The organism is Sphingobium lactosutens DS20, from assembly GCF_000445105.1.
In the GTDB taxonomy this organism is placed as follows: Bacteria; Pseudomonadota; Alphaproteobacteria; order Sphingomonadales; family Sphingomonadaceae; genus Sphingobium; species Sphingobium lactosutens.
In genome coordinates this window covers 128911-155207 of sequence record NZ_ATDP01000109.1, presented here as the reverse complement: position 1 = coordinate 155207, position 26297 = coordinate 128911, and the positions used below count along the sequence as shown (strand labels likewise).

29 protein-coding genes, 1 tRNA gene and 2 pseudogenes are annotated in these 26297 nt (G+C 60.8%); 16 read left to right on the top strand and 16 right to left on the bottom strand.

The window, feature by feature from the left end; genetic code table 11:
• Positions 1-70: 70 nt before the first annotated feature.
• Positions 71-988 carry a LysR family transcriptional regulator gene (locus tag RLDS_RS0129170; protein WP_031299229.1) on the bottom strand — a complete coding sequence of 306 codons (918 nt, stop codon included), beginning with the start codon at positions 986-988 and terminating at the stop codon, positions 71-73.
• Positions 989-1101: 113 nt separating this feature from the next.
• On the opposite strand from RLDS_RS0129170, the gene RLDS_RS53070 reads away from it, so the two are divergent.
• From RLDS_RS53070 to RLDS_RS53060, 4 genes are all read left to right on the top strand, one after another.
• A tRNA-Gly gene (locus tag RLDS_RS53070) sits at positions 1102-1175 on the top strand.
• 74 nt (positions 1176-1249) lie between these two features.
• The gene (locus RLDS_RS54835; protein ID WP_330217116.1) at positions 1250-2773 is read left to right on the top strand and encodes a site-specific integrase; all 1524 of its coding nucleotides are present in this window, start codon (positions 1250-1252) and stop codon (positions 2771-2773) included.
• 97 nt (positions 2774-2870) lie between these two features.
• Positions 2871-4541 carry a hypothetical protein gene (locus RLDS_RS53065; protein ID WP_021228623.1) on the top strand — a complete coding sequence of 557 codons (1671 nt, stop codon included), beginning with the start codon at positions 2871-2873 and terminating at the stop codon, positions 4539-4541.
• Between the two features lie 466 nt (positions 4542-5007).
• Positions 5008-5274 (top strand): hypothetical protein, encoded by a 267-nt coding sequence (locus tag RLDS_RS53060; RefSeq protein ID WP_021228616.1) that lies wholly within the window; start codon positions 5008-5010, stop codon positions 5272-5274.
• Here the strand turns inward: RLDS_RS53060 and RLDS_RS53055 are convergent.
• Positions 5271-5813, bottom strand: coding sequence for a recombinase family protein (locus RLDS_RS53055; protein WP_021228622.1), 543 nt, complete (start codon positions 5811-5813; stop codon positions 5271-5273). The two genes, RLDS_RS53060 and RLDS_RS53055, sit on opposite strands and share 4 nt — an antisense overlap.
• A 220-nt stretch (positions 5814-6033) precedes the next feature.
• Between RLDS_RS53055 and RLDS_RS53050 the strand changes: the two genes are divergently transcribed.
• Entirely contained in the window at positions 6034-6291 is a 258-nt protein-coding gene (locus tag RLDS_RS53050; protein ID WP_021228621.1) for a hypothetical protein, read from the top strand.
• Here RLDS_RS53050 and RLDS_RS53045 read toward each other — a convergent pair whose 3' ends face one another.
• On the bottom strand, positions 6292-6984 hold the full coding sequence (locus RLDS_RS53045) for a hypothetical protein (RefSeq protein WP_236616946.1): 693 nt from the start codon (positions 6982-6984) through the stop codon (positions 6292-6294).
• Positions 6985-7508: 524 nt separating this feature from the next.
• Here RLDS_RS53045 and RLDS_RS53040 point away from each other — a divergent pair.
• A complete protein-coding gene (locus RLDS_RS53040) occupies positions 7509-7796 on the top strand; it encodes a helix-turn-helix domain-containing protein (RefSeq protein ID WP_269078230.1) in 288 nt (95 codons plus the stop codon).
• Here RLDS_RS53040 and RLDS_RS53035 read toward each other — a convergent pair.
• Positions 7793-8059 (bottom strand): hypothetical protein, encoded by a 267-nt coding sequence (locus tag RLDS_RS53035; protein ID WP_021228616.1) that lies wholly within the window; start codon positions 8057-8059, stop codon positions 7793-7795. The two genes, RLDS_RS53040 and RLDS_RS53035, sit on opposite strands and share 4 nt — an antisense overlap.
• A gap of 1799 nt (positions 8060-9858) precedes the next feature.
• On the opposite strand from RLDS_RS53035, the gene RLDS_RS53030 reads away from it, so the two are divergent.
• Together RLDS_RS53030 and RLDS_RS53025 are read left to right on the top strand one after the other, a co-directional pair.
• Complete coding sequence (locus RLDS_RS53030) at positions 9859-10074, top strand: hypothetical protein (protein WP_021228612.1); 216 nt, start codon at positions 9859-9861, stop codon at positions 10072-10074.
• Positions 10075-10228: 154 nt separating this feature from the next.
• Positions 10229-11290, top strand: a complete 1062-nt coding sequence (locus RLDS_RS53025) for a PAS domain S-box protein (protein WP_040603995.1) — start codon at positions 10229-10231, stop codon at positions 11288-11290.
• 83 nt (positions 11291-11373) lie between these two features.
• On the opposite strand, the pseudogene RLDS_RS54830 reads toward RLDS_RS53025, so the two are convergent.
• Positions 11374-11577 (bottom strand): annotated as a pseudogene (locus RLDS_RS54830) (methyl-accepting chemotaxis protein); the annotation flags it as partial.
• An 80-nt stretch (positions 11578-11657) separates the two neighbouring features.
• Positions 11658-11888 (bottom strand): annotated as a pseudogene (locus tag RLDS_RS57125) (PAS domain-containing protein); the annotation flags it as partial.
• On the opposite strand from RLDS_RS57125, the gene RLDS_RS57120 reads away from it, so the two are divergent.
• The 3 genes from RLDS_RS57120 to RLDS_RS56420 all read left to right on the top strand — a co-directional run bounded on the left by RLDS_RS57120 (position 11817) and on the right by RLDS_RS56420 (position 13875).
• The gene (locus RLDS_RS57120) at positions 11817-12023 is read left to right on the top strand and encodes a hypothetical protein (protein ID WP_236616945.1); all 207 of its coding nucleotides are present in this window, start codon (positions 11817-11819) and stop codon (positions 12021-12023) included. The pseudogene RLDS_RS57125 and the gene RLDS_RS57120 overlap by 72 nt on opposite strands.
• A gap of 610 nt (positions 12024-12633) precedes the next feature.
• A complete protein-coding gene (locus tag RLDS_RS0129150) occupies positions 12634-13518 on the top strand; it encodes an alpha/beta fold hydrolase (RefSeq protein ID WP_031299222.1) in 885 nt (294 codons plus the stop codon).
• 192 nt (positions 13519-13710) lie between these two features.
• On the top strand, positions 13711-13875 hold the full coding sequence (locus tag RLDS_RS56420; RefSeq protein WP_021228606.1) for a hypothetical protein: 165 nt from the start codon (positions 13711-13713) through the stop codon (positions 13873-13875).
• A 210-nt stretch (positions 13876-14085) separates the two neighbouring features.
• Here RLDS_RS56420 and RLDS_RS53015 read toward each other — a convergent pair whose 3' ends face one another.
• Positions 14086-14298 (bottom strand): hypothetical protein, encoded by a 213-nt coding sequence (locus tag RLDS_RS53015; protein WP_031299220.1) that lies wholly within the window; start codon positions 14296-14298, stop codon positions 14086-14088.
• Between the two features lie 8 nt (positions 14299-14306).
• The gene (locus tag RLDS_RS53010) at positions 14307-14582 is read right to left on the bottom strand and encodes a hypothetical protein (protein WP_021228604.1); all 276 of its coding nucleotides are present in this window, start codon (positions 14580-14582) and stop codon (positions 14307-14309) included.
• Between the two features lie 408 nt (positions 14583-14990).
• On the opposite strand from RLDS_RS53010, the gene RLDS_RS53005 reads away from it, so the two are divergent.
• Genes RLDS_RS53005 through RLDS_RS52995 form a run of 3 tightly spaced genes read left to right on the top strand, consistent with a single transcriptional unit; the run spans position 14991 to position 15882 of the window.
• Complete coding sequence (locus RLDS_RS53005; RefSeq protein WP_021228603.1) at positions 14991-15362, top strand: PRC-barrel domain-containing protein; 372 nt, start codon at positions 14991-14993, stop codon at positions 15360-15362.
• A gap of 20 nt (positions 15363-15382) precedes the next feature.
• Positions 15383-15616 (top strand): hypothetical protein, encoded by a 234-nt coding sequence (locus RLDS_RS53000; RefSeq protein ID WP_021228602.1) that lies wholly within the window; start codon positions 15383-15385, stop codon positions 15614-15616.
• A gap of 11 nt (positions 15617-15627) precedes the next feature.
• Positions 15628-15882 carry a hypothetical protein gene (locus RLDS_RS52995; protein WP_021228601.1) on the top strand — a complete coding sequence of 85 codons (255 nt, stop codon included), beginning with the start codon at positions 15628-15630 and terminating at the stop codon, positions 15880-15882.
• Positions 15883-16364: 482 nt separating this feature from the next.
• On the opposite strand, the gene RLDS_RS54815 is transcribed toward RLDS_RS52995, so the two are convergent.
• Positions 16365-16931, bottom strand: a complete 567-nt coding sequence (locus RLDS_RS54815; protein WP_021228599.1) for a response regulator — start codon at positions 16929-16931, stop codon at positions 16365-16367.
• A gap of 69 nt (positions 16932-17000) precedes the next feature.
• On the opposite strand from RLDS_RS54815, the gene RLDS_RS56180 reads away from it, so the two are divergent.
• Positions 17001-17183: a hypothetical protein gene (locus tag RLDS_RS56180; protein ID WP_140041690.1), complete on the top strand. Its 183-nt coding sequence runs from the start codon at positions 17001-17003 to the stop codon at positions 17181-17183.
• Positions 17184-17510: 327 nt separating this feature from the next.
• Positions 17511-17741 (top strand): YHS domain-containing protein, encoded by a 231-nt coding sequence (locus RLDS_RS57445; RefSeq protein WP_084515059.1) that lies wholly within the window; start codon positions 17511-17513, stop codon positions 17739-17741.
• Between the two features lie 64 nt (positions 17742-17805).
• Here RLDS_RS57445 and RLDS_RS52985 read toward each other — a convergent pair whose 3' ends face one another.
• The 7 genes from RLDS_RS52985 to RLDS_RS52955 form a co-directional block, all read right to left on the bottom strand.
• A complete protein-coding gene (locus tag RLDS_RS52985) occupies positions 17806-18591 on the bottom strand; it encodes a sulfite exporter TauE/SafE family protein (protein ID WP_021228596.1) in 786 nt (261 codons plus the stop codon).
• Positions 18591-19964, bottom strand: a complete 1374-nt coding sequence (locus RLDS_RS52980) for an ATP-grasp domain-containing protein (protein WP_021228595.1) — start codon at positions 19962-19964, stop codon at positions 18591-18593. The genes RLDS_RS52985 and RLDS_RS52980 overlap by 1 nt, the downstream gene beginning before the upstream one ends.
• Positions 19965-20077: 113 nt before the next feature.
• Positions 20078-21112, bottom strand: coding sequence for a lysylphosphatidylglycerol synthase transmembrane domain-containing protein (locus RLDS_RS52975; RefSeq protein ID WP_021228594.1), 1035 nt, complete (start codon positions 21110-21112; stop codon positions 20078-20080).
• 12 nt (positions 21113-21124) lie between these two features.
• A complete protein-coding gene (mgtA, locus tag RLDS_RS52970; RefSeq protein WP_021228593.1) occupies positions 21125-23683 on the bottom strand; it encodes a magnesium-translocating P-type ATPase in 2559 nt (852 codons plus the stop codon).
• A 158-nt stretch (positions 23684-23841) separates the two neighbouring features.
• Positions 23842-24645 (bottom strand): universal stress protein, encoded by an 804-nt coding sequence (locus tag RLDS_RS52965; protein WP_021228592.1) that lies wholly within the window; start codon positions 24643-24645, stop codon positions 23842-23844.
• Between the two features lie 153 nt (positions 24646-24798).
• Positions 24799-25449, bottom strand: coding sequence for a BON domain-containing protein (locus RLDS_RS52960; protein ID WP_021228591.1), 651 nt, complete (start codon positions 25447-25449; stop codon positions 24799-24801).
• The gene (locus RLDS_RS52955) at positions 25421-26122 is read right to left on the bottom strand and encodes an ATP-binding protein (RefSeq protein WP_031299212.1); all 702 of its coding nucleotides are present in this window, start codon (positions 26120-26122) and stop codon (positions 25421-25423) included. The genes RLDS_RS52960 and RLDS_RS52955 overlap by 29 nt, the downstream gene beginning before the upstream one ends.
• Positions 26123-26297 lie beyond the last annotated feature (175 nt).

The window sequence follows — 26297 nt, the reverse complement described above, 5'->3', positions numbered from 1 at the left end:
CGGGATGATACATCGTATCAAGTGCATTTGTCGCAAATATGTTGCGGCGCGGCGAAATCAGGCATCGATGCTACAGGAACAGATAGTCGGCCAGCGCCTGCGCCGCCGGTTTATTCTCCACATGCGGCGCGGTCGCCTGACGGATTTCGATGGCGGGCAGGGGCATGTCCAGCGCCAGCCGCCGGATGCCGCTCATCCGGCCTAGGTCGCGCGCCAAGGGACCAAAGGCGGCAAAGCAGCCGACCCCGTCGCGCAGCGCCTCGACGATCTCCAGCATATTGTCGCTTTCCAACGCCGTCATCGGAAAAGAAGCGCGCCCGCGCGCAAGCGCCGCCTCGGCGATGATGCGCATCCCGTTATGACGCTCCATCGCCAGCAGCGGCGTTGCGGCGAGGTCGCTGCGACCCACCATGTCCGCGCGCGCCAGCGGATGGCCGCTCCCGGCATAGAGGTTCAGCGGTTCGGACCAGCCATAGCGCGACGGGGGTGAGGCAGGGGCCTCCAGCGCGTAGAAATAGGCGATGTCGGCGCGTCCGACCGCCAACGCCGCCGCCGCATCGTCCGCGCTATGGACATGCAGGTCGATGCTGATGGCGATATCGTCATTGGCCGCCTCGAACGCGGCGAGCGCATCCTGGAAATGGCCGAAGATCGGCGCCGGCGCGGCCAGCATGATCGCGTCGCGCGGCGACGCGGATGGCGCCGCCTGCGCTGGCGGCATATCGGCATCCGGTGCATCGACGACGGTCGGCGCGTCGTCGCCGCCCAGTTGCATCATCGCCTGCGCGGTCTTGCGGCCTGCCGGCGTCAGCTGCGCCGCGCCGCCCGAATCGTCGAACAGCCGATAGCCCAGCCGCATCTCCAGCGCCGCGATCCCGTCCAGCACCTGCGCCGGCGTCAGGCCCATATCCTCGGCACAGCGCGCCACGCTGCCCGCCGCCGCCATCTGCGCGAAAATGTCGAGTTGGCGCAGGGATGGGCTGCTCATGCGCCGGTGATAGAGGAAATGGCGTCGGCGCGTAAGCGCCATCTTCTCGCGCCCATCGCGCGAAGCCGGCTTGACGAATCCCCCGCGATGATGGCAGGGCGCTCCTCTGCCGGGCGGGTATAGCTCAATGGTAGAGCACTAGCCTTCCAAGCTTGTGATGCGGGTTCGATCCCCGCTACCCGCTCCAGTCCGTCTCAAACCCCTGAAAATCAACGGAAACCTGCTCAAAAGCAGGTCACTTCGCGCGTTTGGGACACAAAGGTGGGTCACAATGACCCATCTAAAATCAACCTAACACCATCAAAACAAAAGAAATATTCCTCATCATCGTGGGTCACAACTGTGGGTCACAAACGATGGCCGCGCGGACTGTCGTTACGAGGCTCGATCTACCAATTCCGGGTGCGGGTCCCTTCTGACCTACGAGTTGTAATGGGTTGCAGCCACCTGAAGCGATCGCTTTGCACAGACAGTCCGTCAGTGGCAGTCAGGCTGGGGTGGCGGATGACGGCCGAGATCGACGCTATGTTCGAGGAGAAGCGTCGCGAAGCTGGGCTGCGATACGAAGAAAGCCTTCTTACCGCGAAAGGCAATACCGGCTTCGTGGCAAAGGCGATGCCGTCACCTCCTGCATTCGGGGGCGGCGATCTCATGATGTCGCCACCAAGAGAGTATGAAGAGGGTCCCGCTACGCCTACGCTTTCAGCGGTCTACCAGCGATACCTTGACGATCCGACCCGTCGAAGGTGCGCACGAACGATGCTGGCTCACGAGACAACGCGCCGGGTCGTTGAGGATATCCTCGGCGCTTCGACTCCGATTACCGGCATCACGCGAGAAGCGTGCCGCGATTTGTTCGACACCCTTCGCTGGCTACCGGTCAATTTCAGTAAGATATACAGTGATCTCTGCGCGCGAGACGCCGCAGCAATGGGGAAATCTGATCCGCAGATTCGGACAATTAACCCGACAAATCTAAACGCGTATATGGCGCGGTTCAGCAGCCTGCTGAACTGGGCGGTCGCGGAAGAATACATCGGCCGCAATCCGTCGAAGGGGTTGCAGCTTGCCGAAACGGTTCATGCTCAAGACCGGCGGCGACCGCTTTCCCTCCAGCAGCTTCAACGAATTTTCACCGCTCCAGTGTATACCGGCTGCAAAGATGAGCAGGGCGGATATGCTGTGCCGGGTCCAGCGATTGCCGCTGGCGCACGATATTGGATCGCTCTTGTAGGCCTTCTATCGGGCGCACGCCTGAATGAAATTTGCCAGCTTGACGTTGCCGATATCAGGCACATTGAGGGCGTGGCGTGTTTCGCGATTACCGAAGATAGTCTTGTCGGCACAAGGGACAAGTCGCTGAAGAATAAAGCCAGCGCTCGGATTGTGCCAATCCATCCGATCCTACTTCAATTGAACTTCTTGGATTTTGTCGAGAAAAAACGTAGAATGGGCGTGTTAAAGCTGTTCGATGATCTTCCTCTCGGAGCGAAAGGATTTCGCTCTGTTGCATATTCTCGGTGGTTTTCCAGATTTCTCATCAGCGCATCAGCCAGTGCTCCGCTGACATGCTTTCATTCGTTCAGGCATGGTTTTCGCGACGCAGCGAGGAATGCTCGCATCGACCGGGATATCGTGCTGAGGCTGGGAGGATGGACCACTGGTGGAGGGCAAAGTGAGGCCGCAGATGCCTATGGTTCCGGCTACCATCCCGCCGTGCTGTTTGAAGCCGTATCGAAAATTGAATTTCCCGGCCTAGACTTGTCCCATCTGAAGCAAAAATGACGGGTTCTGCCGGTGTGAATTAAGCTATTGCGCCTCTATGCCTGACTTAACAATGTAGCTAACACGTTGCGGAATCTCAGAATGGGGGCAAATACAGATGAGCGGATCGGGTGACGCTAAATTATGTAGTGATATCTATGATATCCTTGAGCGCTGCACCAACGACGAGATCGCGCCGATCGTAAATGTGCTGGTTAACTCATCAGCAAGCGCTCTAAAGTTGACGCGTGCGTTTGAACGCCACGCTCCTGACCACGGGAAGTATGCCGATCATATTGGTGACGAAGTGTATCGGCTTGCGCTGACTGCGCTTGCTCGCACCGATGGGGAACGGCCCACATATTCCGCGATGTTGGAAGGGGTCAGCAAGCAAGTTGGGCTATCGATCGACGTTGGGGATAGCGCCAAAAGCGAGGCAAACCTCCTCAACTGCTTCGCCAGCCAGCATATTTTGACCGCTCCGATCAAAGAACGTCAGCGGATAGTTGAGGAGGCTGGAGCCGCAGCTTCTCGTGCAGCGAGCGGCATACTGAGTTCCGACGCATGGCAGCCATTTACATCGGCGCTACTGCAATTGGGTTATCTCCGTCACAAGCTCATGGATGAGGGGCGGCTGCCGGTAGATGAAGAAGTTCGCACAGATCGTGATCTGGTATCGGCTGATGACCCCGCTAATGCGTTGGCCATTTACATGGAAGGCGGCGACCCCGTGTTGTCGCTTGCGACCCTTCCGGCAGATGGTTCGGGTTGGCTCGAAGTGAACCAAAACACTAAAGTTTCAGGCCTCTTGTATCCATTGTTGGAAGCCATCCAGCCCGTGATGGCTGGCGTGCAGATGCTGCGTAGCGACACTTTGTGGCAAGAAGGAGCAAAAAATGCCACGGCTTCGATTGTGAAGGCAGGGCAGCAGGGGATCACCAAGAGCTTGGGTCAAGTGCCCGTTGCCGGTCTTGTTGGACCTACAGCGGTGCTGGTGCTGGCGAGCGCGATGATAGAACAGCAAAAGCTTGAACAGATCGAAAAGAGTTTGGCTGAAATCAAAGCGTCTCTCAGCGATGTTTCGAAATTCCAAAAAGGCGAGCGGCGTTCCATTTTGACCGGCTCGATCAGGTATTTTCAGCAGATTGCCGAATCTGTGTTGACAGGAGAGTTGGCCGAAGAAGTTCTTCATTCTCTTGAGCGGCACGAAATTGATTTGATGCGCGTGCAGGATCACCTGATTGAGGAAACTCGTGAACAGATCGTCGCTCTTCGCACGGTGAAAAAGGAAGGGTGGGGCAGCGGCAAATTTGGCAAGGCTATCCAAGACCAACTGGCTTCGATCGACAAGGCTTACGACGAACTGTTTTTGTGTATCCGGGCTCGCGCCTGCGCATACATGCTGTTGTGCGCATTTCCCGGTCGCGACGCAGGTAAACGATCGCGACTGAACGATATCAAACACGCTCTCGACACATTCTCACCTTCTGGCGACGCGACCGTCGCGTTGGACCATGATCTTCGTGAGAAATTACAAGCGGTTTCCTCGCTCGAAATGAAAAGCACGCTTCTCAGTCAAGAGAATATGCTACTGCGCCGCGCTATGCAGGGTAAGGCTAATATTCTCGCCGGGCTCAGTAGCGCGTCGCATGAGCCCGCTACTGAAGCGACACCATTGGCCTTAAACATCAAGCTAGAAGATGGACGCCCTATCGCGTTCAGGACGTTTGATCCCACGCCTGATCGGAATCTCGACCCGCACCCGGAATTGGTAGATCGAGCCTCGTAACGACAGTCCGCGCGGCCATCGTTTGTGACCCACAGTTGTGACCCACGATGATGAGGAATATTTCTTTTGTTTTGATGGTGTTAGGTTGATTTTAGATGGGTCATTGTGACCCACCTTTGTGTCCCAAACGCGCGAAGTGACCTGCTTTTGAGCAGGTTTCCGTTGATTTTCAGGGGTTTGAGACGGGCTGGAGCGGGTAGCGGGGGACTGACGTGCGGTTGTGGCGGGCCTTCGTGAACCAGCGTCCGGCCCGATCATTTCCTCGCCATCGTCGCCTTCGGTGCGGTCGATACCAGCCATGATGTCGGGGACGCTGCCTTCTCGATCATGTCCGGCAGCATTGGGTGTGGAAGGCGCGGTGCGTCGGGAACGTGTCATGCTGGGCCTCAATGATGGATGCGGAATGGGTTGACCTCGATTTGGCCTGTGCCGAAGATTGGCCTGTCGAGGGTAGGAGAACGCCGGGATGGCAATGCCGTGGGAGCATCATCATCAGATCGTGGTCGAGAGCTATTCGGCGCGTCGAGCGGGCAGTAAATCGGAAGTCAGGCTGCGGCCTGTGGCAGGCCAGATGTTCCCCACCGATATGAACGTCCAATGGTCTCGCAAGCTGCGGAACGCCCATGCTGTGGGGACGAAGTTCCGCATCTGGGTGAAGGAATCGGACATCAAAGGCGGGGAAGCTTTCCTCCAGTCGCCGTGGCAGTGGCCCTATGAAGTGGTTCAGGACTAGGCGGCGAGCGCGCGATAGACGCTGGCGCGGCCGATCCCCATCTGCTTTGCGATCGCGGCGGCCCCCATGCCACCGGCCTTGAGTTCCTTGATCTTGGTCGGATCGATCGATGCTGGACGTCCACGATATTTTCCTGCGGCCTGCGCCTTGCGCACGCCCTCCATCTGACGTTCCCGTCGGATATCGACCTCGAAGGCCGCCACTGCTCCGAGGACGCCGATCAACAGTCTGCCCATGCTGGAATCGGTATCGACGCCGGGTTGGTTCAGACAACGGAAGCCCACGCCCTTCTGGGTCAGGGTCTCGATGATCCGGTGGAGATCACCGACGCTTCTCGCAAGACGGTCCAATCTCGTCACTGCGAAAACGTCATGTTCCCTTGCGAAGGACATAGCCAGCGCCAGTTGCTCGCGATCGGAGGTCGATCGGCCTGACACCTTCTCCGCGAAGATTTTCTCACACCCGGCGGCGGTCAGCGCTTCATGCTGGATATCGAGCGACTGGGACGTCGAACTCACACGGGCATATCCGATGATCATGGGGCCTCCTGTCTCGTTTGATCCTAGACCTTCACCATCGGCGGGGTCTCAAAATGAAATCCGGGTCTATTGATGCGGGGATCATCAGGGGGTGAGATATCCCGTCAGATTTTACCCATGTGACGCAGATTCTCATGAAGTCTATGATCAAGCAACCACTTCAAAAACTTCGATATTTCTCCTGACCGATGATAATTCGATGTCGTTGACGGGAGGGCGTATGGGACATGATCTGCACGATCTGAGGATGGGCGATCTGGTGATCCGCGAGATGGACAGTCGGGGCCAGACTGAACGGCATATCGGCGAGGTTCTCTCGATCCGGGCACGCATCCAGTATATCGGCGTGGGCTATGATTGGCGGGAATGGTGGGACGTCACCACGGCATCGCTCCATCCATTTCGGCCGATGTCGAAGCCAAACTATCGGTTGCGCCGCGCTGAGGTCGATCAGATCGACCGGCTGCGGTTGCGGTGATCAGGCGTTGGCGGCCTCGAACTGGTCCCACGCCAATATGAGCTTATCGCCTTTCACCTTCGGCAATGCCTTGCGGTCGATCAGCTTGCCGCGCACCTCGAATTCGGCATTGATCTTCACAACCAACACCTTGCTGAAATTCCGTTTCATGTTCAGGACAACCATGTCGTTGGTCTTGAAAGGCGTGATCGTTTTGACCTCGACGAAATCATTGCCAATCCGACCGTCGGAGCCCTGCGCGTAATTTCGGTGGAGCTTCAGGCCATGGGTAATGACGCCATATAGCTCACCGATGTCGCCATAGACCTGTAGATGGCGTCCCGTCAGGGCGTGGTATTCTTCGGCGGTGGATATGAGACTCTGAAACACGCCCACCATGGATAGATCGGCGTCGGGGTAGCGGGCTCGCCATTCCTTATATTCGATCTGCTGGTTGATCTCATCCCAACTGATCCACTCGCCATCATCCCAGATGGCATTGTCCGGCCCCAGCATCGTCACCCCCACTATCGATCCGGCAATCGTAGCGGGAAATGGTGCCGCGATCGTAAACGGCCATTCCAATGGCACTGATTTACGAAGGGCAAAACGGCGATCATTGAAGTGGCGGAAATGGCCGACTTCGGAAGGGGCTTGGACAGCCGGGTTTATGGAATGGCAGATTGGGGCAGGAAAGTGATCAACCATCACCATGGCATCTTCTTGCCTGCTGGAACCATGGTCGAAGAGATGATCTGGTATGGTCGTGCTGATTGTGGACCTGACTGCGATGGCCGAAGTGCCACATGACCACCGGGCGGGCGGGCCGCCGGGGACGCTACGCTTTCGGTCCGATTAATGCCCCCGCTTCTATATATTATAAGGTAGAGGCACTATTTTGCCGGATCGCGATCAGCGAGACGGTGACACTTCGGCCAGCGCTACCGCGTCGAGGTGGCCGCGATCATGATCGACTGCGGCGACAGCGCGGTGAAAAATATCTGATACACAAATGCATCCGATCTTGATGTTGCGATCCCCATGATTGGGGACGTTGATGTCGTGACAACCATGGCATGGCGATCGATCGTCACAGGCACAGAGCACGGAAATCCAAGGTTCCCCGCAATCATCATCGCGGCATCGTGCTCCTCTCATCATCAGTGGCGTCACGATCCGGCACGAAAGGCCCGTGCTGTTAAAGTAGCGGATAAAGTTGCGCGATCAGGTGAGAGGAAATGGCGGAAATCTGCGGGATTGAAGGTGTCAGGAAGACGGCTGCACGAGAAAGCAGACTGTTGATCGGCGTCCTCGGAGCAGTGGCGGCCTTCGAGGTCGATATCCGACGGGAACGTCAGATGGAGGGCGTGCGCAAGGCGCAGGCCGCAGGAAAATATCGTGGACGTCCAGCATCGATCGATCCGACCAAGATCAAGGAACTCAAGGCCGGTGGCATGGGGGCCGCCGCGATCGCAAAGCAGATGGGGATCGGCCGCGCCAGCGTCTATCGCGCGCTCGCCGCCTAGTCCTGAACCACTTCATAGGGCCACTGCCACGGCGACTGGAGGAAAGCTTCCCCGCCTTTGATGTCCGATTCCTTCACCCAGATGCGGAACTTCGTCCCCACAGCATGGGCGTTCCGCAGCTTGCGAGACCATTGGACGTTCATATCGGTGGGGAACATCTGGCCTGCCACAGGCCGCAGCCTGACTTCCGATTTACTGCCCGCTCGACGCGCCGAATAGCTCTCGACCACGATCTGATGATGATGCTCCCACGGCATTGCCATCCCGGCGTTCTCCTACCCTCGACAGGCCAATCTTCGGCACAGGCCAAATCGAGGTCAACCCATTCCGCATCCATCATTGAGGCCCAGCATGACACGTTCCCGACGCACCGCGCCTTCCACACCCAATGCTGCCGGACATGATCGAGAAGGCAGCGTCCCCGACATCATGGCTGGTATCGACCGCACCGAAGGCGACGATGGCGAGGAAATGATCGGGCCGGACGCTGGTTCACGAAGGCCCGCCACAACCGCACGTCAGTCCCCCGCTACCCGCTCCAGCCCTCAGCAAAACCTATGACGATCAAAGAAAGACGGTCCAAGCCGGATCGCGCTGCACGTCCGGATCGCAAGGATGGGTCACAAATGATGGCCGCGCCACTGCTAAGATGCACGATCGAATGGCAGCTGTTTGGGGAGAGGAACGCGCAGGAGGATCGGGATCTTGACGATTTCGAAGGACGCCACTGTCGATGGTGGCATCGCTCTGTTAATCTCGTTGGGAAAGCGTAATGGACCTTCAGCCTACACTCGCAAAGCGCCAAAAATGCCGGTTTGACCCATTGGTTTCGAACAGCACATGGCCAAACGGACAGCTGTCCGTCGCCTTCGGAGAACCGTTCAATATGCTAGAGACGATATCGCTCGGAGCTTCAGGATCCGAGCCTTCGGCAAAGCCGCGTGGCTCGGACAATCCTGAATGGCTCCCATTTCAGGATACGTCTAAAACAATTTTCCGATTCGCAACCGATGAAGCTCGGAAAACGATATCCCGATACCGAGCGTTAAGCCTAGCCAACCGAGGCGTCAAGGCACACCACGACGAAGCTGAGTTTGCGCAAGACGCCCAGCTGGCCACCCATCGTGAGCCAACGCACGGTGTTCGAAAACGGGATCGAGACCGGGCAGAGCGTAGAAAGTACGAGGGCGGGAACCAGCCGTCTCTAAGGGAGCGCGCCGTCGCTCTGGCTCGCTGGCGGGGGGAAGTTCGGACGAAAGAACTCACGGATATCGGCATTCCCCGTTGTTACCTATCCCGCATGTGTGAGGAGGGGCTGTTGGAGAAAGTTAGCTACGGACGCTACAAGGCGACCGGCTAGGAGGCAGAAGATTTACCTCGGTTGAACCCTGACGGCTGCCAACCTCGGCTTCCGCTCAATCTCCTCCATCTGTCGTGCCCGACAGCCGTCGGCGGTAAATCCTTGCCGCGCCTCGGCCTCCACACGATCGCTTTCCATGAAAGGCCACAGCGACATAAGGATCGGCATCACGTTACCCATCGGCTGTGTCGAGCTGCGCCCGTTCGACCGCTGCCAACACCGACGATGCCAAGGCGATCATCGACGACAACGGCGGCGGAATCAAACTCCTGATCACGAATGTCGAAATGCTAGGCGCGAAGAATGGCTATGGACATACCCGCTAAGTGGCGGATCACTCGCCAGAGATTCAGATCGTTGTTGCGAGTGGGCGGATGAAGCCGGGGGGCCGGAGACATTCCCGACAAAGCTGCCTTGAGGGGCAAGCCGTTCAGCGCCGATGTCGTTTACGAACATTCACGGGCCAAGTTCCCCGACGGCAAACTACCGGATCGGCTTATGCGGGATCCTTTTAGCGTTCGCTCAATTCTGTTTGTCCCAGGGTGACGGCTTGCGTCGCGCCATCGCTTCGGGACGATTGAGGCGAGGCGATTAATAATCCCGCTCGGAAGGTGGCACTAAGACCAAAGTCGCAAGTTTTCACTGAAAAGGCAGTCCAAGTTGGGGGGATATTTAAGTATTGCCGCGATAGATCTTGCTCGTATGACGAACCTAACCAACTCTGCGGCCATTGCCGCTTGCGTCGTCACAGAGGCCAACGCGATCCTGTTGCTGGGTCGCGCTCGCAGCCTGTTCGATGATTTGCAGCCAATGGCCGATGGGCCTGCGCGCGAGCGGCTAGAAGTCGACTTTTGGCGACATCTCAACGAAGCCTGGACCGTCATCCAGCGCCTCGAAAATGCGCAGGTCAGACACTAGACTTGACGCAGTTTAAGGCGCATCCGCAACTTTGCGGAGTAGGCATATCCTTGTCCTATTTCGCATTTTTCACTATTTAGCGGCAACGCTGCGATCCCGGTGTGGAGCTGCGTCGACCGCATACGGCCGTGTCATGCAGATCGTCGCGAGGAATATGTCGGGGAGTCCTACCGCAACCACATTACGGGCGAGCCTTGCTGAGAGCGAAGCCCGCGAGGCAAATAGTCGGCGCGAAGCGTTCGAGGCGAGCGCTTGGCTCGCGGCGATCGTCGACAATAGCGACGACGCTATTCTCTCCAAATCACTCGACGGCATCGTCATGAGTTGGAACGCCGGAGCGGAGAGGCTGTTCGGCTACACCGCTGCGGAGGCGGTAGGTAAGCCGATTACGATCATCATCCCCGAAGACCGGCTGCATGAGGAAGATACGATCCTCGCCAAGCTGCGGCGCGGTGAACGGGTCGCCGATTTCGAAACGGTGCGCCGCCGCAAGGATGGCAGCTTCATCGACATCGCCCTGACGGTCTCGCCGGTGAAGGATGCCGCCGGCAATGTCCTCGGTGCCTCGAAGATCGCGCGTGACATCACGCCCAATCGGCGCGCGGCCGAGCATCAGGATTTGATTCTCCGGGAGATGAATCACCGCATCAAGAACCTGTTCGCTCTCACGACGGCGCTGGTGTCGATCAGCGCACGCGAAACGGACGACGTCGACGAGCTGGCGGAGGATCTGACCGCGCGCTTCGGCGCGCTGGCAAACGCCCATGCCCTGACCTTGCCGGACCTCGCCGCCGATACGATTGAGAACGCCAAGACGACGCTGGCGACGCTCCTGAAGGTAATCGTGGCGGCCCATGAAGGGCGGGAAGCGTCCCGCATCACGATCGACGGGGATGACACGGCGATCGGCGCGCGCGCGCTGCCGACAATCGCGCTGTTGCTGCACGAGTTGGCGACGAACGCGGCGAAATATGGTGCGCTGGCTTCGGCCGACGGTCGCTTGGCGATAACGATCGCGGTGACAGGCGAGCGCATGGCGATGACCTGGCGCGAGACCGGCGCGCCCGATCGCGCGGAATCGACGGCATCGGAAGGCTTTGGGAGCCGTCTCGAGAAAGCCAGCGTCTCGACCCTGCACGGTTCGATCGAACGGACCTGGCTGAATCGCGGCCTCGAAATCCGGCTACAATTTCCCGTCGCCGATCTAAATCGCTAGGAGGGCGGGGTTCGGTCGTCTCGGGCGCCCGCCAGCGCCGCGCAGGAGCGCGCTCGCGCGATCGATCGCCTCCTTTGTCGTCATGATAGCGCCTTGACCTCCGATGCGACGACGGCGAAGCCCTTGCCCGTGTCGCCGGCGCGCGCAGCCTCGATCGTCGCGTTGAGCGCGAGGAGGTTGGTCTGCTTGTCGATAGTGTCGATCGCGGCGACGATCGACACCAGCTCGCGCGCGGTGTCCTCCAAGGCGAGCCGGCGCTGTTCCGATTGCGCCTGCACCCGCTGCATCCGCTCGGCCTCGGTGCGCTCGCGGTAGCGGTCTCGGTGACATCGCTGGCGATCTTCAACACCTTTGTCAGTCGACCGTCGGCGTCGAGAATGGGGTTGTAGGTCGCCTGCAACCAGCGTTCGGTCCGGTCCTTGGCGATGCGGCGATATTCGCCGCTCTGAAACTCGCCGCAGTTGAGGCTTTGGCAGAGGGCCGCATATTCCGGCGTCTCCTGCTCGGCTGCGGGAACGAATATGCTGTGATGCTTTCCATGGGTCTCGCGGAGCGTGTAGCCGGTCAGCTCGAGGAAGTTGTCGTTGGCGTCGAGGATCGTTCCCGAAAGATCGAACTCGATGCAAATCTGCGAGCGGTCGATCGCCTTCAGCTTGCTCCGATATTCGGCGCTGCGCACCCGATCACGCGCGGCACGCGCGGCACGCGCGATGCCGATGCCGGCGAAAAGTAGCTGCGCTTCCCATGCTGCCACCATGTCAAAGGCGCTGATGAGTCGGCGGTTATCCTGCGGCCGATCGGCGAGCTGGTCCCACAGCCGATCACGGAGCCCGGCATAGAAGCGATCGCGCACGCTGAACACGATGCTCGCCTCGATGCTGCAATACACCAAGCCCTTGCCCCGCTCGATGACGGCGTGGCCCCGGGCCGCATCGAATGTGGCCAGGGGCGATTTGAAGATCAGTTTCTCGGTGATATTCCTGATCGGCGTCGGCTTGACGCCTTCGGACGAGAGTGTCCCTTCTTTCGCCATTGTCGCGCCGACTCCTTCGCCGAGTAGCAAACTATTTCGCTGAGTTTCGACACCAGATCGCCAGCAGGATCATAGGTCTTGCGCTGTAGATCAAAGTCTGCGGACGCGGCCTCGCTCGATGTCATCCTTCCAGACCCTCATCCAGGCTATCGTCCGACGTCCGAGCCATTGCGCCAAACATGTGATAGCAGGCCGTCACAGCGACCCACTTCAATTAAGGCGGGTGAGCGACGGCATGGGCCTGCACCGCGCAAGCCTATCGGGGGGGATAAACAGCGGAGCTTAAGGGGGCGCTGGCGGTTATGTGATCATGTCGCAAGGTCTCATAGCTGGATTCGAGCAGCGTCGTTTGCCCGGCCATAATATTGAGGTGGACGCCCTCGTGGGCGGTAGCGGGCCGCCTCTTCTGCTGTTGCATGGCTACCCGATGACGAGAGTGGCTTGGAAGCCCGTCGCTCCGCAACTTGCAGAGCGGTTTACGGTGATCATTCCCGACCTTCGCGGGTATGGCCGATCGGACAAACCTAAAGGCGACGAGAGGCACGAACGCTATTCGAAGCGAATTATGGCGCTCGATCAGATAGCGACTATGCGCAGCCTTGGGTTTGATCGGTTCGCTGTCGCGGGGCACGATAGGGGAGCGCGATTGGCATACCGCCTGGCGCTTGACCATCCCGAAACTATTACCCGGATCGCGGTGCTCGACGTCGTGCCTACAGCGGAAATGTGGGCGAGCGCGGACGCCGAAGCCGCAATGGGCGCCTATCACTGGTATATGCTTGCGCAGCCGGCTCCCTTGCCGGAGACGCTATTGGCGGCCGATCCTGAATTTTTCGTGCGCTACACGCTCAAGGATTGGGCCGCTGACGGTTTCGCGTTCGATCCTGAGAACGTCGACGATTATGTGTCATGCTTTCGCGATCCCGCGAGCATTCATGGGACGTGCGAGGACTATCGTGCCGGTTGGACTAGCGACCGGGAGCATGACGAGGCAGATCGGGGGAAGCGCAAGATCGCAGCGCCGCTGCTGGTCCTCTGGGGACGCGACTATAGCGTCGCGAAAGCGAAGCCGGTCGAAACTTGGCAGCGCTGGGCGACATCGGTGACGGGCGAAGAGGTGCCCGGCGGACATTTCCAGTGCGAGGAAGCTCCCTCCGAAACGCTAGCCGCACTTCTGCGATTTTTCGGCGAATGAGACGATTCCGAAGTCGCGCCGCCGAGCCCCAACGGTTTTGGAACAGGGCTCACCGTTCGGCGGCGGGTAGACTGAAATCCACAAGCAAGGGCCTTTAGGGATGCTGACGCGCAGCTTGGCGCGGCGGATGATCCTCTGCTGGTCAATCAGGTTGTGCGATCCGCGTCGGCCGCTCGACGTTTTGACGATCTGATGCAGCGGGTTTCAGAGCTGCTTGAAGAAGTGGACGACGCGACGCCGGCGGTCCATCTGCAAATGGTGCTCGACGTGCTGACCGGCGCGCCGATCCCGCGTGAGATTCAGGAAGCTGAAGTGAAGGTGGAACCGAAAGAAGCGCCGACGCTTCTGGCGCGCTGAGGGGCTCCAGACATTAGGCCAGCGAGCCATCGCCCGCGGCTATCGAGCGCGCCGCGTCGACGGTGAAGCTCCATTGGTTTAGGCTCTCGGACGGGCTGGAATGCAGCGGCATGGAGGGATCGGCCGTGGAATACTGAAGAGGTCAATCAGCTCTCTGTGGCCTGCAACGTCCTCATGCGGGGCGGCTATGCCCGACGATATAGGTCCAATTCAGGCGAGCGGTTCGCCTTCGGGACCGCGACCTGTCATCAAATACCATTGCTCAATGGTCGTCGGCGCGCCGATCAGGCGCTCGATGGCTTCGCACACACAATAGGCCGCGTCCGATTCCTCATGCTCATCGAGCACGGCCAAGATGCGCTCGAGTTGCTTCCTAGCCTCGGCCAATTCTCCAGTAAGAACGCGCTCGGCAAAATGGGTCATCCTTCACCTCACGCCCATTCTATCGAAAAGGCGCGCACACGGCACGGGAAGAAATTCCCAATCTGGGAGAAAGGCGCTACAAGCTCAGGCATGATCTCGGCGCGACTGCCGTCGACCTGGGGAACGAGAAGCGCTGCGCTCGTTCGCATCGCCAACTCGCCCATGCCGGCGATCTCTTCTGCGTTTCGGAATCCCAGCTTGATAAAGTGACCGTAGCAGCGCGCGACGCCAAGCGAGTCCTCTTCGCCTTTGATCGCCTCAATCCACTGGTCCAGCTCGGCCAAGGTCGTTTGAACATGGCCGACAGCTGATCGGCCATTTCCTTCGCGCCGACCGCCATCGTTGCGGTCCGGCTTTCCGCTAGGGCGACAAGCGGTTTGATGATCTCGGCCGCGTGGCTCTCCGGATTGGCCTGGGCATTGCGCTCGGTGATTTGGGTCATCGTGTATCTCATCAGCCGAGAAGCCACGGGCGGATTCGCGATCGCGCTAATGTCGCTGAAGCGCTCAATCTGTGGTGCGCGTCCCCGGATGCCATCACCTAAGTAAGATACGAGGAGGCGATCGCGGTCAGCCGGGCTGCGATTACGACGGCAGGACCGCAGGGGCTTGCCAAGCTATCCTATGTCATGGCGCGGACGCCGTCCTCTGTCAGAGTAGACGTGCGGGGGGAGACACGAATTGGAGGCTCCAATGACGGACACGGATCGCGACGTATCGACTGATGAGACCACGAGCCTGATCGCCTCGAACAAGGTCGAGGGAACGACGGTTTACAATCCGGCGGGCGACAAGCTCGGCAGCATCTACAATTTCATGGTCGATAAGCGGTCCGGCCAAGTCGAATATGCAGTTCTGCAGTTCGGTGGAATCCTCGGGATCGGCTCGGACTATTATCCCCTCCCGTGGAAGGTGCTGACCTATGACACAGAGCAGAGCGGCTATGTGGTCGACATCGACAAGGAGCGCTTGGAGCGAGCACCCCACTATGGCAGCGATGAGCCCCGCTACGACCGCGCCTATGGCGAGCAGGTCTATGGCTTCTACGGCGTCCCCTATATCTGAGCAGCGCCAAGGAGGTTGACATGCCAGTCTGCGACCAGTGCGGCAACGACTATGACAAGAGCTTCACCGTCGAGCTGGGCGGGAAGACGTCGACGTTCGACAGCTTCGAGTGCGCGATCGAGGCGCTGGCGCCGCGCTGCGCGCATTGTCAGTGCCGGATCATCGGACATGGCGTCGAGGAAGGCGATGCCATCTACTGTTGTGCGCACTGCGCCGGCGAGGATGGCGGGACCGAGCTGCGCGATCGCGCATAGGGGGACGCTGAATGGTGAGCGATCCGGACATTTGGAATGAGATCGGCACGCTGACGCTCGACCATGACGAGCAAGGCGCGATCGCCCTTCCGCCAGCATATGAACCTGACGACAAGACGGGGCCTCTCCGCGAAATCCTCGGCACCTTCCTCGCGGCGGCGCCGGAAGTCCGATCGCGCTTCAGCATGGTGCTCGAGAACGGGCAGGCGTTCAACGATCGCGACATCTCCGAACTCTTGTCGCGGCCTGATTGCCCGGTGCGTTGAACGTGAGACGCCGCGTGCCGCGGAAATCCTGCCTCAATACAGTCGATGACTGTCCCGAGAGCCGGCAATCGCCGAAGTCCGCAGGATTTCGCGACGAACAAGACGGTGACTGGAAATGAACTCCATTTTTTTTGGCCGCTGGAGCAAAGCTGGCAACAATGGGGAGTGAATGCCAGGAGCTGATTCGCGCGATTTGTGGCGGCGCGGGCCTCGATCGTATCGCCGGTCATCACTGACACGTTCGATGACGTGGAGCACTGGGTGGGGCGCTAGCGCTCTACGGTGACGATGATTTCCAGCGAAGCCTCCCCATCCCACGCCTGCGCGGCAAGCGCGGAAAGCATCGCCAACAACGCGACAGCCATGTCGGCTGCAGGAACCATATAGCGACAACTTGGCCAGTTGTTTCGAAGAATCATCCGGCAGATGATGTGGTGGCTGCCGCTCGGATCCGGCAACGAGATTTGTCGACCGGGCTTCCCTCATTCCCGTGCCGGATCGCTGGGAAACCGCTCGTCATAGGCCGCAGCGTGGGCCCCGGCGCCGAAGCGCTCGATGGCGTCCTGCTCCGCGAGCATGGAGTGGTGCGCGGCCTCCGGCTTGTCCGCCTCGGAAGCAGCTTCAAGCGCCAGCTCGGCGTCCCGCCATGCGTCAAGGATCTCGTCATCGGTCAGTGGGACGGCAGCGGGGCCTACGACCGAGGCGACATGCGCAATAAGGTCCGCAGCCCGCCACGGCTTCGCGATGAAGAGAACATCCGCGTCGGTGGGCGCGATGCGTCCCGAGGTGAGCATCATGGCCACGCTAGGCCAGCGCTCCCGCACGACGCCGGCGAGCGCGATCCCGTCTATCCCTGGCGGCATCTCGATGTCGCTCAACACCGCGACGATGTCGTCGCGGCCCTCGAGTGCCGTCACTGCCTCGTTCGCGCTGCACGCTTCCAGCACCATGAAGCCCGCATCCAGCAGGACCTCCGCCGTCATCATCCGCACCAAAGTCTCGTCATCGACGACCAGGATGCTCGCCCGGTTATGTCCCTGTTCCTCCACTGATCATCGGTCCTCTCACTGGCCCCCGCCGCTGAGCTAAGCCGTTCATGCGATCTGCTGGCGTATTCATTGAAGCGGTTGTTTTCCGTCGTCAGCCCTGCGCCGCTGGCGCGTATGACGACGATCGCGTTCTTACCGACTGATTTGAAGCAATACATAAGCGAATCGACCGTTCGCATCAATTCCGCTTCGGTGCAGCCGGATCAGCAGCAAGCCAATGCTGATTGTCACCGGGTAGGGCGCGTCGGCTAGAAGCGACGGCGCGCGCGCAGCGTGTGTCGCATTATGACGCTCCGCAGAACGAGTAAGAAATCCAGTCAACCTTGGTTCGTCTCGTAGGGAAGAAGCGTGTCCTGCCTATCCGAACGGCGGCTGCCGCAATTTGCGGGAAATAGGCGGCGGCTCAATTATGGAGGCGGGGCTATTGGCCAGAAGAGGTGCATCCTTTTCTCTTTCTTCGTGTTCACCGCCGTGAGAGCCGATATCTTTGCATTGGCACTAACGCCCGTGACATGCGTCGCCAAGACCTGATTCTCACATGATGTCAGACCCTATCTGGAACGGGAAGGAGGCCGACATATGTCCGAATCGAACGATGGTACGCATTTGCAAGGGGCGAGCGCCCATACAGCACTGCACGCGCATTTGTCCCACGGTGAGAGTATTACGATCGATCCCGTCTGCGGTATGCGTGTCGATCCTGCCGCTACGCCGCATCACACTAGGTATGCCGGCCGATACTATCATTTCTGCAGTGAGCAATGTCGTAGCAGGTTCATAGCCGCCCCGGAAAGCTATTTGGGATACTAGCGGTCAGTTTGGCATTGGCGAGCTGGCCGAGCTCTCTTCTCTGACGGCGGCATTTGCGGGAGGACTAAATTCGCGGAAAGACGGGGAGGGGGTCAAACATCAAGGAAGCGAGGCTCCACATGCTCGTCCCCACCAGGAGGGCACCGACCAGCTGAAGCAACAGCTTGGGCGCTATCTGACGAGTCAGCCAGGCGCCGAGCGGCGCCGCCACGAGACCACCGATGAGGATGCCCGTCGCGGCATCGCTAAAATGCAGGCCGTGAATACCGACAAAGGCGGTGAGGACCGTCACGGTCACGAAGAACTCGGCGGCATTGGCGGTGCCCACGGCCATGCGCGGGGTCATGCCCTGTGCGAGCAGATTGCCGGTTACCAGCGGCCCCCATCCGCCACCACCGGAGCTGTCGAGGAAGCCCCCGAGGAAGCCGAGCGGCGCGACCAGCCTGATGCGGCGGAAGGCGAGCGGGCGGCGGGGCGCGCGCCAGAGCAGATAGGACCCGACCGCGATGAGATAAACGAGCAGCACCGGCCGCAAGATATCGCTCTTGAGGAAGTAGAGCATCCATATCCCCGAAACGCCCCCGATCACCCCCGGCACCGCGAGCCGCGCGAAGAGCGGCCAGTCGACATTGCGCTGCAGAATGTGCGCCATGCCGGCCGCGCCGCTGGTGAAGCTTTCGGCCGTGCGAGTCGCCGATGAGGCGGTGATCGGAGGCGCGCCGGTCAGAACCAGGAGCGAGTTGGACAACACGCCAAAACCCAGGCCCAGCGCGCTGTCGATCGTCTGAGCGAACAGGCCGATGAGGATGAAGGGCGCCAAGTCTACCCAGGGAATCGCGGACAAATCCATCAGCCGCGATCGCTCTTCAAGGTGGACACCGATCGCCTGACACGACCGGACGGGGCGGTGAGCGCGAAGAGCAGCGGAAAACACAGCGCCATCAGCGACAGGAAGCCGCTGGCCATGGGGCCGGCGCCCGCGATCCAGGGCAGGATCGCTGTCCAGATTGCGAGGGCCATCACCATGATCAGCGTCCGCTCCTGCTCGCTGTCGTCGAGCGCGGAGAGATCGGTGCGCGAGCGGCCTTCGAACAATGCCCTGAGGCCAAGACCCGTCCGGCTCCTGGCATCGACAAGCAGCGCGGGGGCCAGCGCCTGGCCGAGACAGCTCATGCTGGCGCCGAAGAGCCGCACGCCCATCGCGCTCGCGAAGCTTCGGAATTGCTCGTTACGGTCCGTAAGCGCGCGCAGGCCCGTGCGTCCCCCGAAGATCATGTCGGCCAGCACACTGCTCTCCGCCGCGGCGGGAACCGGAGCGGGCGCGTTCTGCGTGGCAACGATCCATTCGAGGATTGTCGAGGGCACGTCGAGTCCGCTGGCGCGCTCCAGTCCCTGGAAGCCGGGCGCGGAGTTGGCTTCGCAGATCCGGTAGCCTTCCTCATCGAACAGGATGTCGATCCCGGTGATGTCGAGGTCGAGGATATCGGCTGCCTTGACCGCCAGCTCCGCCATCTCCGGCGGCGGGTTATAGGCGACACCGACGCCGCCCAGCGACACGTTCGACTTGAAGCCGCCGGTGAGCGAACGGCGTTCCATCGCCGCCACCACTCGTCCGCCGACGACGAGGACGCGGACGTCTCGCCCGTGGCTCGCGCGGACATAGTGCTGGAGGATGAAGTCGGCCTTCGCTTCCGCACTTTCGAGGAGGCCGGCGAGATCCTCGAACTGGCTGCGGTTCTCGCATTTGAGGACGCCGGCGCCGCGCGTGCCCTTGAGCGTCTTGACGATCACCGGGAAACCCAGCTCCCGCTCCACCAGATCGACATCCATCGGAAAGGTGCCGAGAATTGTGCGCGGTATAGGCAGTCCCGCGCGGTTGAGGCTTTGGAGCGTATGGAGTTTGTCGGCGACGCGCTCGATCGTCGCGGGACCGTTGATGAGTCTGACACCGCGCCGCTCGAAATGCCTTAGAAGTGCGAGGGTGTAGTAGTCCGTTTCGGCGCCGGTGCGGCAGATGATGAAGTCGGGACGCCTCATCGGACTGTCATTATAGGTGACTGCCCAATCCTCGTCCTCGCCCACGATCAGGTCGAAGCGATGGGGATCGAACACGGTGAGGTCGATAGCCATGGCGCTCGCCGCTTCCTGGAAGCGCAGCACTTCGGGAACTTCCGGGATCGCCGGATCGAGCTCATGATGAAAGAGTATCCAGCCGCGTAGCATGCCCTGTCCCGATTCCTGTCTCTGCCCTTCCAGAGTAGCAGTTCGACGTTGTGCCGACCAATGACCGCGTGTTGTTGCTTGAGTTCACCGCATCGATTGAAGGTTGTTTTCCCTCAACCCGGTCGATCCGTTTCGCTCGAGGAGGCGGTCATCTCCGATCGATGGTTCCTGGTCTTGGTTTGCGTCCATTGCAGCAAGACCACCCCCGGTAAAAGCGGTAGCCAAAGTGTCAGAATTCGCAGAAGCATGGTCGCTGCGAACGCCGCCTCGACGGGAACGCCAAGGAGATGCAGGGTGGTAGTGGATGTTGCTTCAAAGCTGCCCAGTCCAAGAGGTACCGGCCCCAGGGTGACGACGATAGAAGCCATGATCAGCGCAATGAACGCGGTCCCAAATCCTACAGGCTGATCAAGCGCCAGCAGGCAGGCGAAGAGCGAGGCTGCATCGGCGAGGAAGATCAGGCCATTATATAGAGCTACCATACACAATAGCGGCCGATCGCGGAGAAGGGCGGAGGGCGCCTGCGCAACGGTTTCGAGAAGGCTGCGAACGACGCCTATATGCTCCAGTCGCGGTGGCAATGGGCGGCTGCCTCGTTGCCTGAGCCAAAGCGCAAGCGATGGAATAGCCAATGCGACCAACAGGAAGCTGGTCACTAACCCCGCCATAAAGACTGTCGCGCGGTCGTGTAGCCACAGGATGAATAGCATGGCTATCGCCAACACGGCGTAGGCGGCATAATAGCCTATCATCGAGATGAGAAGGACGGCGACGGCTGTGCCCCGCGCTGATCCCAGCGCCATCAACTGATCCACCAGAAGGACATTGCCTCCCATCCCGGCGCTCGGGACAGCCTGGTCGGCGAACAATTTGGTAATGGCGATCCGGAGCAGCTTGCCGAATGGCTGCGGCGAACCGGCGCGGCGCAGCACGGCGGACCATCCGGAAGCGACACTTACATAGGTCGAAAGCTGGAGAAGGATTGCTACCGCAAGCCACAGGGGATGCGCGCGTGCGAGAAGCTGCAAGAACGTCTCGACCTCGCCAAAATGCAGGACTACGCCAACCAGTGCAGCAACAGTCAGAACGCTGATGAACCAGCTGCGCCCGCTATGGCCTGTGCCCGGCCCTTCAGTTGGCGCGGTCATGATATGAGCGCCTCACACCCTGAACTTATCCAAAGTGGGATGACTATCTATCGGATCGGACCGCAGGGCGAAACGCTTGAGCATTTCCGAACTGACGAGATAGCCAAGCACCAGTAGGCCGATCACAGCGAACACGCCGCCGCTGGGAATGCTGAACCCGAAGAAGCCGGCCCATGGAAGCAGGACCAGGGATGTTGCTATAGCGAGCCCGGTGAGGGCAGTAATCGTCATGACGATGTGGGGTCGGCTGATCCAGGCGGGGCGGGCAGTCCGGATCACGAACACGACAAGGATCTGCGTGGCCATGGATTCGATGAACCAGGCGGCGCGGAACTCCGCCACGCCAGCGTGGAAGAGCTGCATCAGCAGCAGGAAAGTGGCGATGTCGAACAGGGACGACAGGGGCCCCATGATCGCGGTGAAGCGCACGAGTCCAGGCATATCCCAGCCATGAGGATGCGCGAGATCGCCGCTGTCGGCATTGTCGAACGGAATGCCGATCTGCGACAGGTCGTAGATGAGGTTGTTGAGCAGCACCTGCACGGCCGTGAGCGGCAGGAACGGCAGCCACAGCGAAGCGACCGCCATGGTCAGCATGTTGCCGAAATTGGAGCTGGTGCCCATGCGGATATATTTCATGATGTTCGCATAGGTCCGACGCCCTTCGGCGACGCCGTCGGCGAGCACGCCGAGATCCGGCGCGAGCAGGATCATGTCGGCGGCTTCGCGCGCCACATCCGTCGCCCCTTCGACCGACAGGCCGACGTCTGCCGCATGGATCGCCGGTGCATCGTTGATGCCGTCGCCGATGAACCCGACGGTGTGCCCGCGCCCCTGCAAGGCATGCACGATCCGCGTCTTCTGATCGGGGGAGACGCGCGCGAAGAGGTCGACATCCTCGCATCGCGCGCTGAGCGCCTGGTCGCTGAGTTCCGCAATCTCCTCACCGGTCAGCACGCCTTCCACCGGCAGTTCGAGCGCGCCGACCAGATGCTCGACCACCGGCGCCGCGTCGCCCGAGATCACTTTGATGCGAATACCGGCGGCCTCAAGCCGGGCGACAGCGGCGGTTGCGCTCGGTTTGGGTGGATCAACGAAGACGCAGTGGCCCACGAAGACAAGGTCGTCATCACCGTCCGACTCGATGCGCTCCTGCCCTGCTGCCGCTTTCCAGGCGACGGCGAGCAGTCGCAGGCCATTCGCGGCCCGATCCAGCTGGAGCGCGGTCAGACGGCTGCGTAAGGTGTCGTCTAGTGGGACGATGGTCCCTTCGCGGTCCTGGGCCCGCGTGCAGAGTGCCAGCAGGGCTTCTGGCGCACCCTTGACGACCTCGATCCGATTGCCGTCTTCCTCGACCAGGACCGAAACCCGGCGGCGCTCGAAATCGAACGGCCTTTCGTCGAGCTTGCGCCATCCCTCCAGCGATCGACCGGTCATGTGGAGCAGCAGGGCCTCGTCGAGCGGGCTCTTGAGGCCGGTCTCGAACCGCGCGTTCACCGCTGCCAGTTCGGCGACGCGCTCATCATCCTCTCCGTCGATGCCGGGATGTCCCACGAGCGCGATCGTCGCTTCGGTGAGCGTGCCCGTCTTGTCGGTACACAAGATGTCCATCTGGCCAAGATCATGGATCGCTGAAAGCCGCTTCACCACGACCCTCGCGCTCGCCATTCGCTGCGCGCCGCGCGCGAGCGAGACGGTCATGATCATCGGGAGCAGCTCGGGCGTTAGGCCAACCGCAAGCGCCATCGCGAACAGGAATGTCTCGAGCGGGGGCCGGCCCAGCGCCAGATGGGTCAGCAGCACGAACAGGACGAGGAACAAGGTCATCCGCAGGATGAGGATGCCGAGCTTATGGATTCCGCGCTCGAATGCCGTGGGGGACTGGGTGGAAGCAAGCGAGCCCGCAATTGCCCCGAACCGGGTATGGCGGCCGGTCTCGACAACGAGCATCGTCGCTGTCCCGCCAATCACCGACGTACCGTGGAACAGGGCGTTGTGCGCTTCGGCTATTTCGGTTGCTGTCGCCGCCGGGTCGGCCCGCTTCTCCACCGGATATGGCTCTCCGGTCAGCATCGCTTCATTCACCTGCGCCGCGTTCGCTGCCAGGACGACACCATCGGCGGGTACGAGATCACCTGCTACCAGCCTGACGACATCACCCGCCACGATCTCCTGAACCGGCAGATCGACCGCGTCGCCATCGCGCAAGACCGTGGCCCGCAGCGCGATCGACCGTTTGAGCGCCTCGGCGGTCGCCTCCGCGCGGTGCTCCTGTACCATGTCGAGGACCGTCGACAGGAGCACGACCAGGACGATGATCGTAAAGCTTGCAAGATCCCCGGTGATACCCGCGATCGTCGCTGCCACGAGCAGGATCGCGACGAGCGGGTTGGCAAGGCGGCGCAGCAGATCGGCGACGAGATGGCGGCGCTGAGCCTGTGCGATCTCGTTCGGCCCGTCGCGTTCGAGTCGAATGGCTGCATCGGCGGCGGACAGGCCGTCACTGGTCGAGCCAACATGCGCCAGTATATCGGCAAGCGAAGCTTGCCAGAACGCAGGCGCCTTAGCCATGAACCGCGCGCCGCGCTGCCCTCTTACGAGGGAGCGGGACACATTCGGCGCGGACTGACAGCAGCATGTTCGGTCATTCCCCTTGGACGAAACTGGTCGGCAGCCAGGGCAGCCGTTCGCCATTGAGCACTGGATTTCCGGCCTTGGCCCAGCGTCTTCTAGTGGCCCAGGACCAGCGGCAGCTTGCTGTTGCCAAGCATCCGGCGCGTAACCCCGCCGAACAGGGCCTCCACAAGCCGGCTACGGCTGAACGCGCCCATCAGGCAGTAGCTGGCTCGCCAGACCGCGCATTCATCGGCGATCAGTTCGTCGGCATGACGATGCGCGCCCTCGATGCGGCGCACCGTCGCGTGGATGCCGTGGCGCGACAGATAGGCCGCGGCTTCCTCGGCGGAGACGCCATCATGCCCTTCGTCGATCGTGAACAGGTGGACGGCCTCGGCCAGTTGGAGCAGGGGCACGCACGCGCGCATCGTCGCCATCACCGGCTCCGAGCCGTCCCAGGCGATGAGGGCGCGTCCGCCGGTCTCGAAGCTTCGCGCATCGTCGGGCACAGCAATGACAGGCTTGCCCGATCGAACGGCGATGTCCGCGGTGATGCCGCGCATGTCAGGTTCGGGAAAAGCCTCGAGCTTGCGGTTTACGACGATGAGGTCGGCGAGTCCCGCAGCGCGTGTTACGCATTCGGCCAGACCGCCGCTGCTGTCGATCCAGTCCCATGGCACGTCTTCGTGCGCCAGCCTTGTCTCCAGCGTCACGCGATTATCCGCTTCGCGCTCGCGTTCGTCGGCCATCAGCATCGCGCTTGCCATGCCGCCGGAATAGTCGCCCGCAACGACCTGAACCTGCGCGACATCAAGGCAGGTGAGGTGCCCCTCCAGCGCGCGGGTGACATCAAGCGCCGCCTGAAACCGCGATTCCTGACCAGCGTCGTCATGCACGAGCAGCAAGATATTCTTCATCGTTGCCTCCATCCTCCGCACGCGCGCGGCTCGAAACCAAGGCTAGGCAGCACGCTGTCTAGCGGTAATCAGTAACTATACGCAGGCTGCATAGCGAAGACGGTCGCCGGAATATGTGGGCGGCCGTCTGAGGTCCACAGAGGGGAAAGTCTCTCACAGGACCGTGATATAGTCCTCCACCATCGTGACACCGGGGGCCGCCCAAGCCGCGCGCTCAGCGATCTGTCGCTCGTTCCAGGCGCGCACTTTCCCGCCCAGCGTCACCTTGCCGCCATCGGCAAAGACCGTGACGGACGCAGCATCGAGATCGGCGTTGCGCTTGAACGCCGCCACGATCAATTCCTTGACGTTGCCGGCAGTCGGGAGCTTGCGCAGGTCGATCAGGTTACAGACGCTGGTCACGCCATGAACCTTGCTGGCCGCCTTGCGGGCTTCGTCGCTCTGATAGTGCCAGTCCACCTCGCCGGTGAGCGTCACCCTGCCATGCTCGACTTTCACCGCGATCTTGTCGTCCGGTATGGAGACGTTCCAGGCAAACAGATCGACGATGCGCTTTGCGATTTCATGATCCGCCGTCTTGGGATCGGACGCGAGACGCACGGCGATCTCTTCGGCGATCGCCTTGACACCGGAAACGCGGCGGACGGCCTTCTCCGCCGCCATCTTCTCCGGAAAGCTTTTGACGAAGCCGGAAAGCGTGACCACGCCGTCGGTCACCGCGACGCCGATGTCGGCGTGATCGATGCTCGGTTCCCATTCCAGCTCCGCGATGACGTCATGCTGTAATTGACTGTCGCTTTTCATGTCTGATCTCCTGGGCGATGTTGTGCCGCCGCGCGGGGGGCGTAGCGGCGGCCTCACCGCCGGTCAGCTTGAGGACCAGCGGCAAGTTCAGGACCGCAAGCGTGCCACGCGCCTTGCGGCTTCTCATGCGCAAACTCCCATGGGCGTTACCGGCGAAATGCCGGACACGGCCAAGGCCCGTGCCATGCGCCGAGGGATGCTCCGTGGGCGCCAACGCGCGCCGAAGCTCGTCGCCGCTCATTCCGTTTCCATTGTCGGCGACCATTAGCCAGACCCGGCTGCCGACACGTCTCGTCCTTACGAGGATATCTCCGGATGTCGGCAATGCGCTGCAGGCATTGGCCACGAGTTCGAGCACCGCGGCGTCGAGACCAGCGGTATCCAATTTGACGGGAAGGGCTGAGCGGCAGGACTCGAAGTGGATCGCGACATCGCGCCCGGCGCGCGCGCTCATCAGAGGTTCGAGGTCACGCAGATGCGTGTTGAGATCGAGACAGGATGCATGGCGATCCGAGCCTCTGCGGGCGAGCATCGCGGTCGTCAGCTTCCCGCCGCGCACGGCGGCGTCCTCAATGGCATCGAGCAATAAGGCTCGCCGCTCTCCGGATGGTTTGTCATCCAGCATATGCCGGGCGGACGCGACGACACCGAAGAGATTGCGCAGGTCGTGCATGGTCTCGCGAAGGGCGACATCTGTCTCTGCTCGACTCGAAATAGCATGCATCGGATCGCTCCTTCGCTGAGGCATTTGTTGTCCCGTGGCGGGTCGTGACCGAGAATCCGCAATGTTACGTAATATTGGCGCGGCAGCCGGTTTCCCTGGCTAGCCAAACGGAGGCTCGATCCGG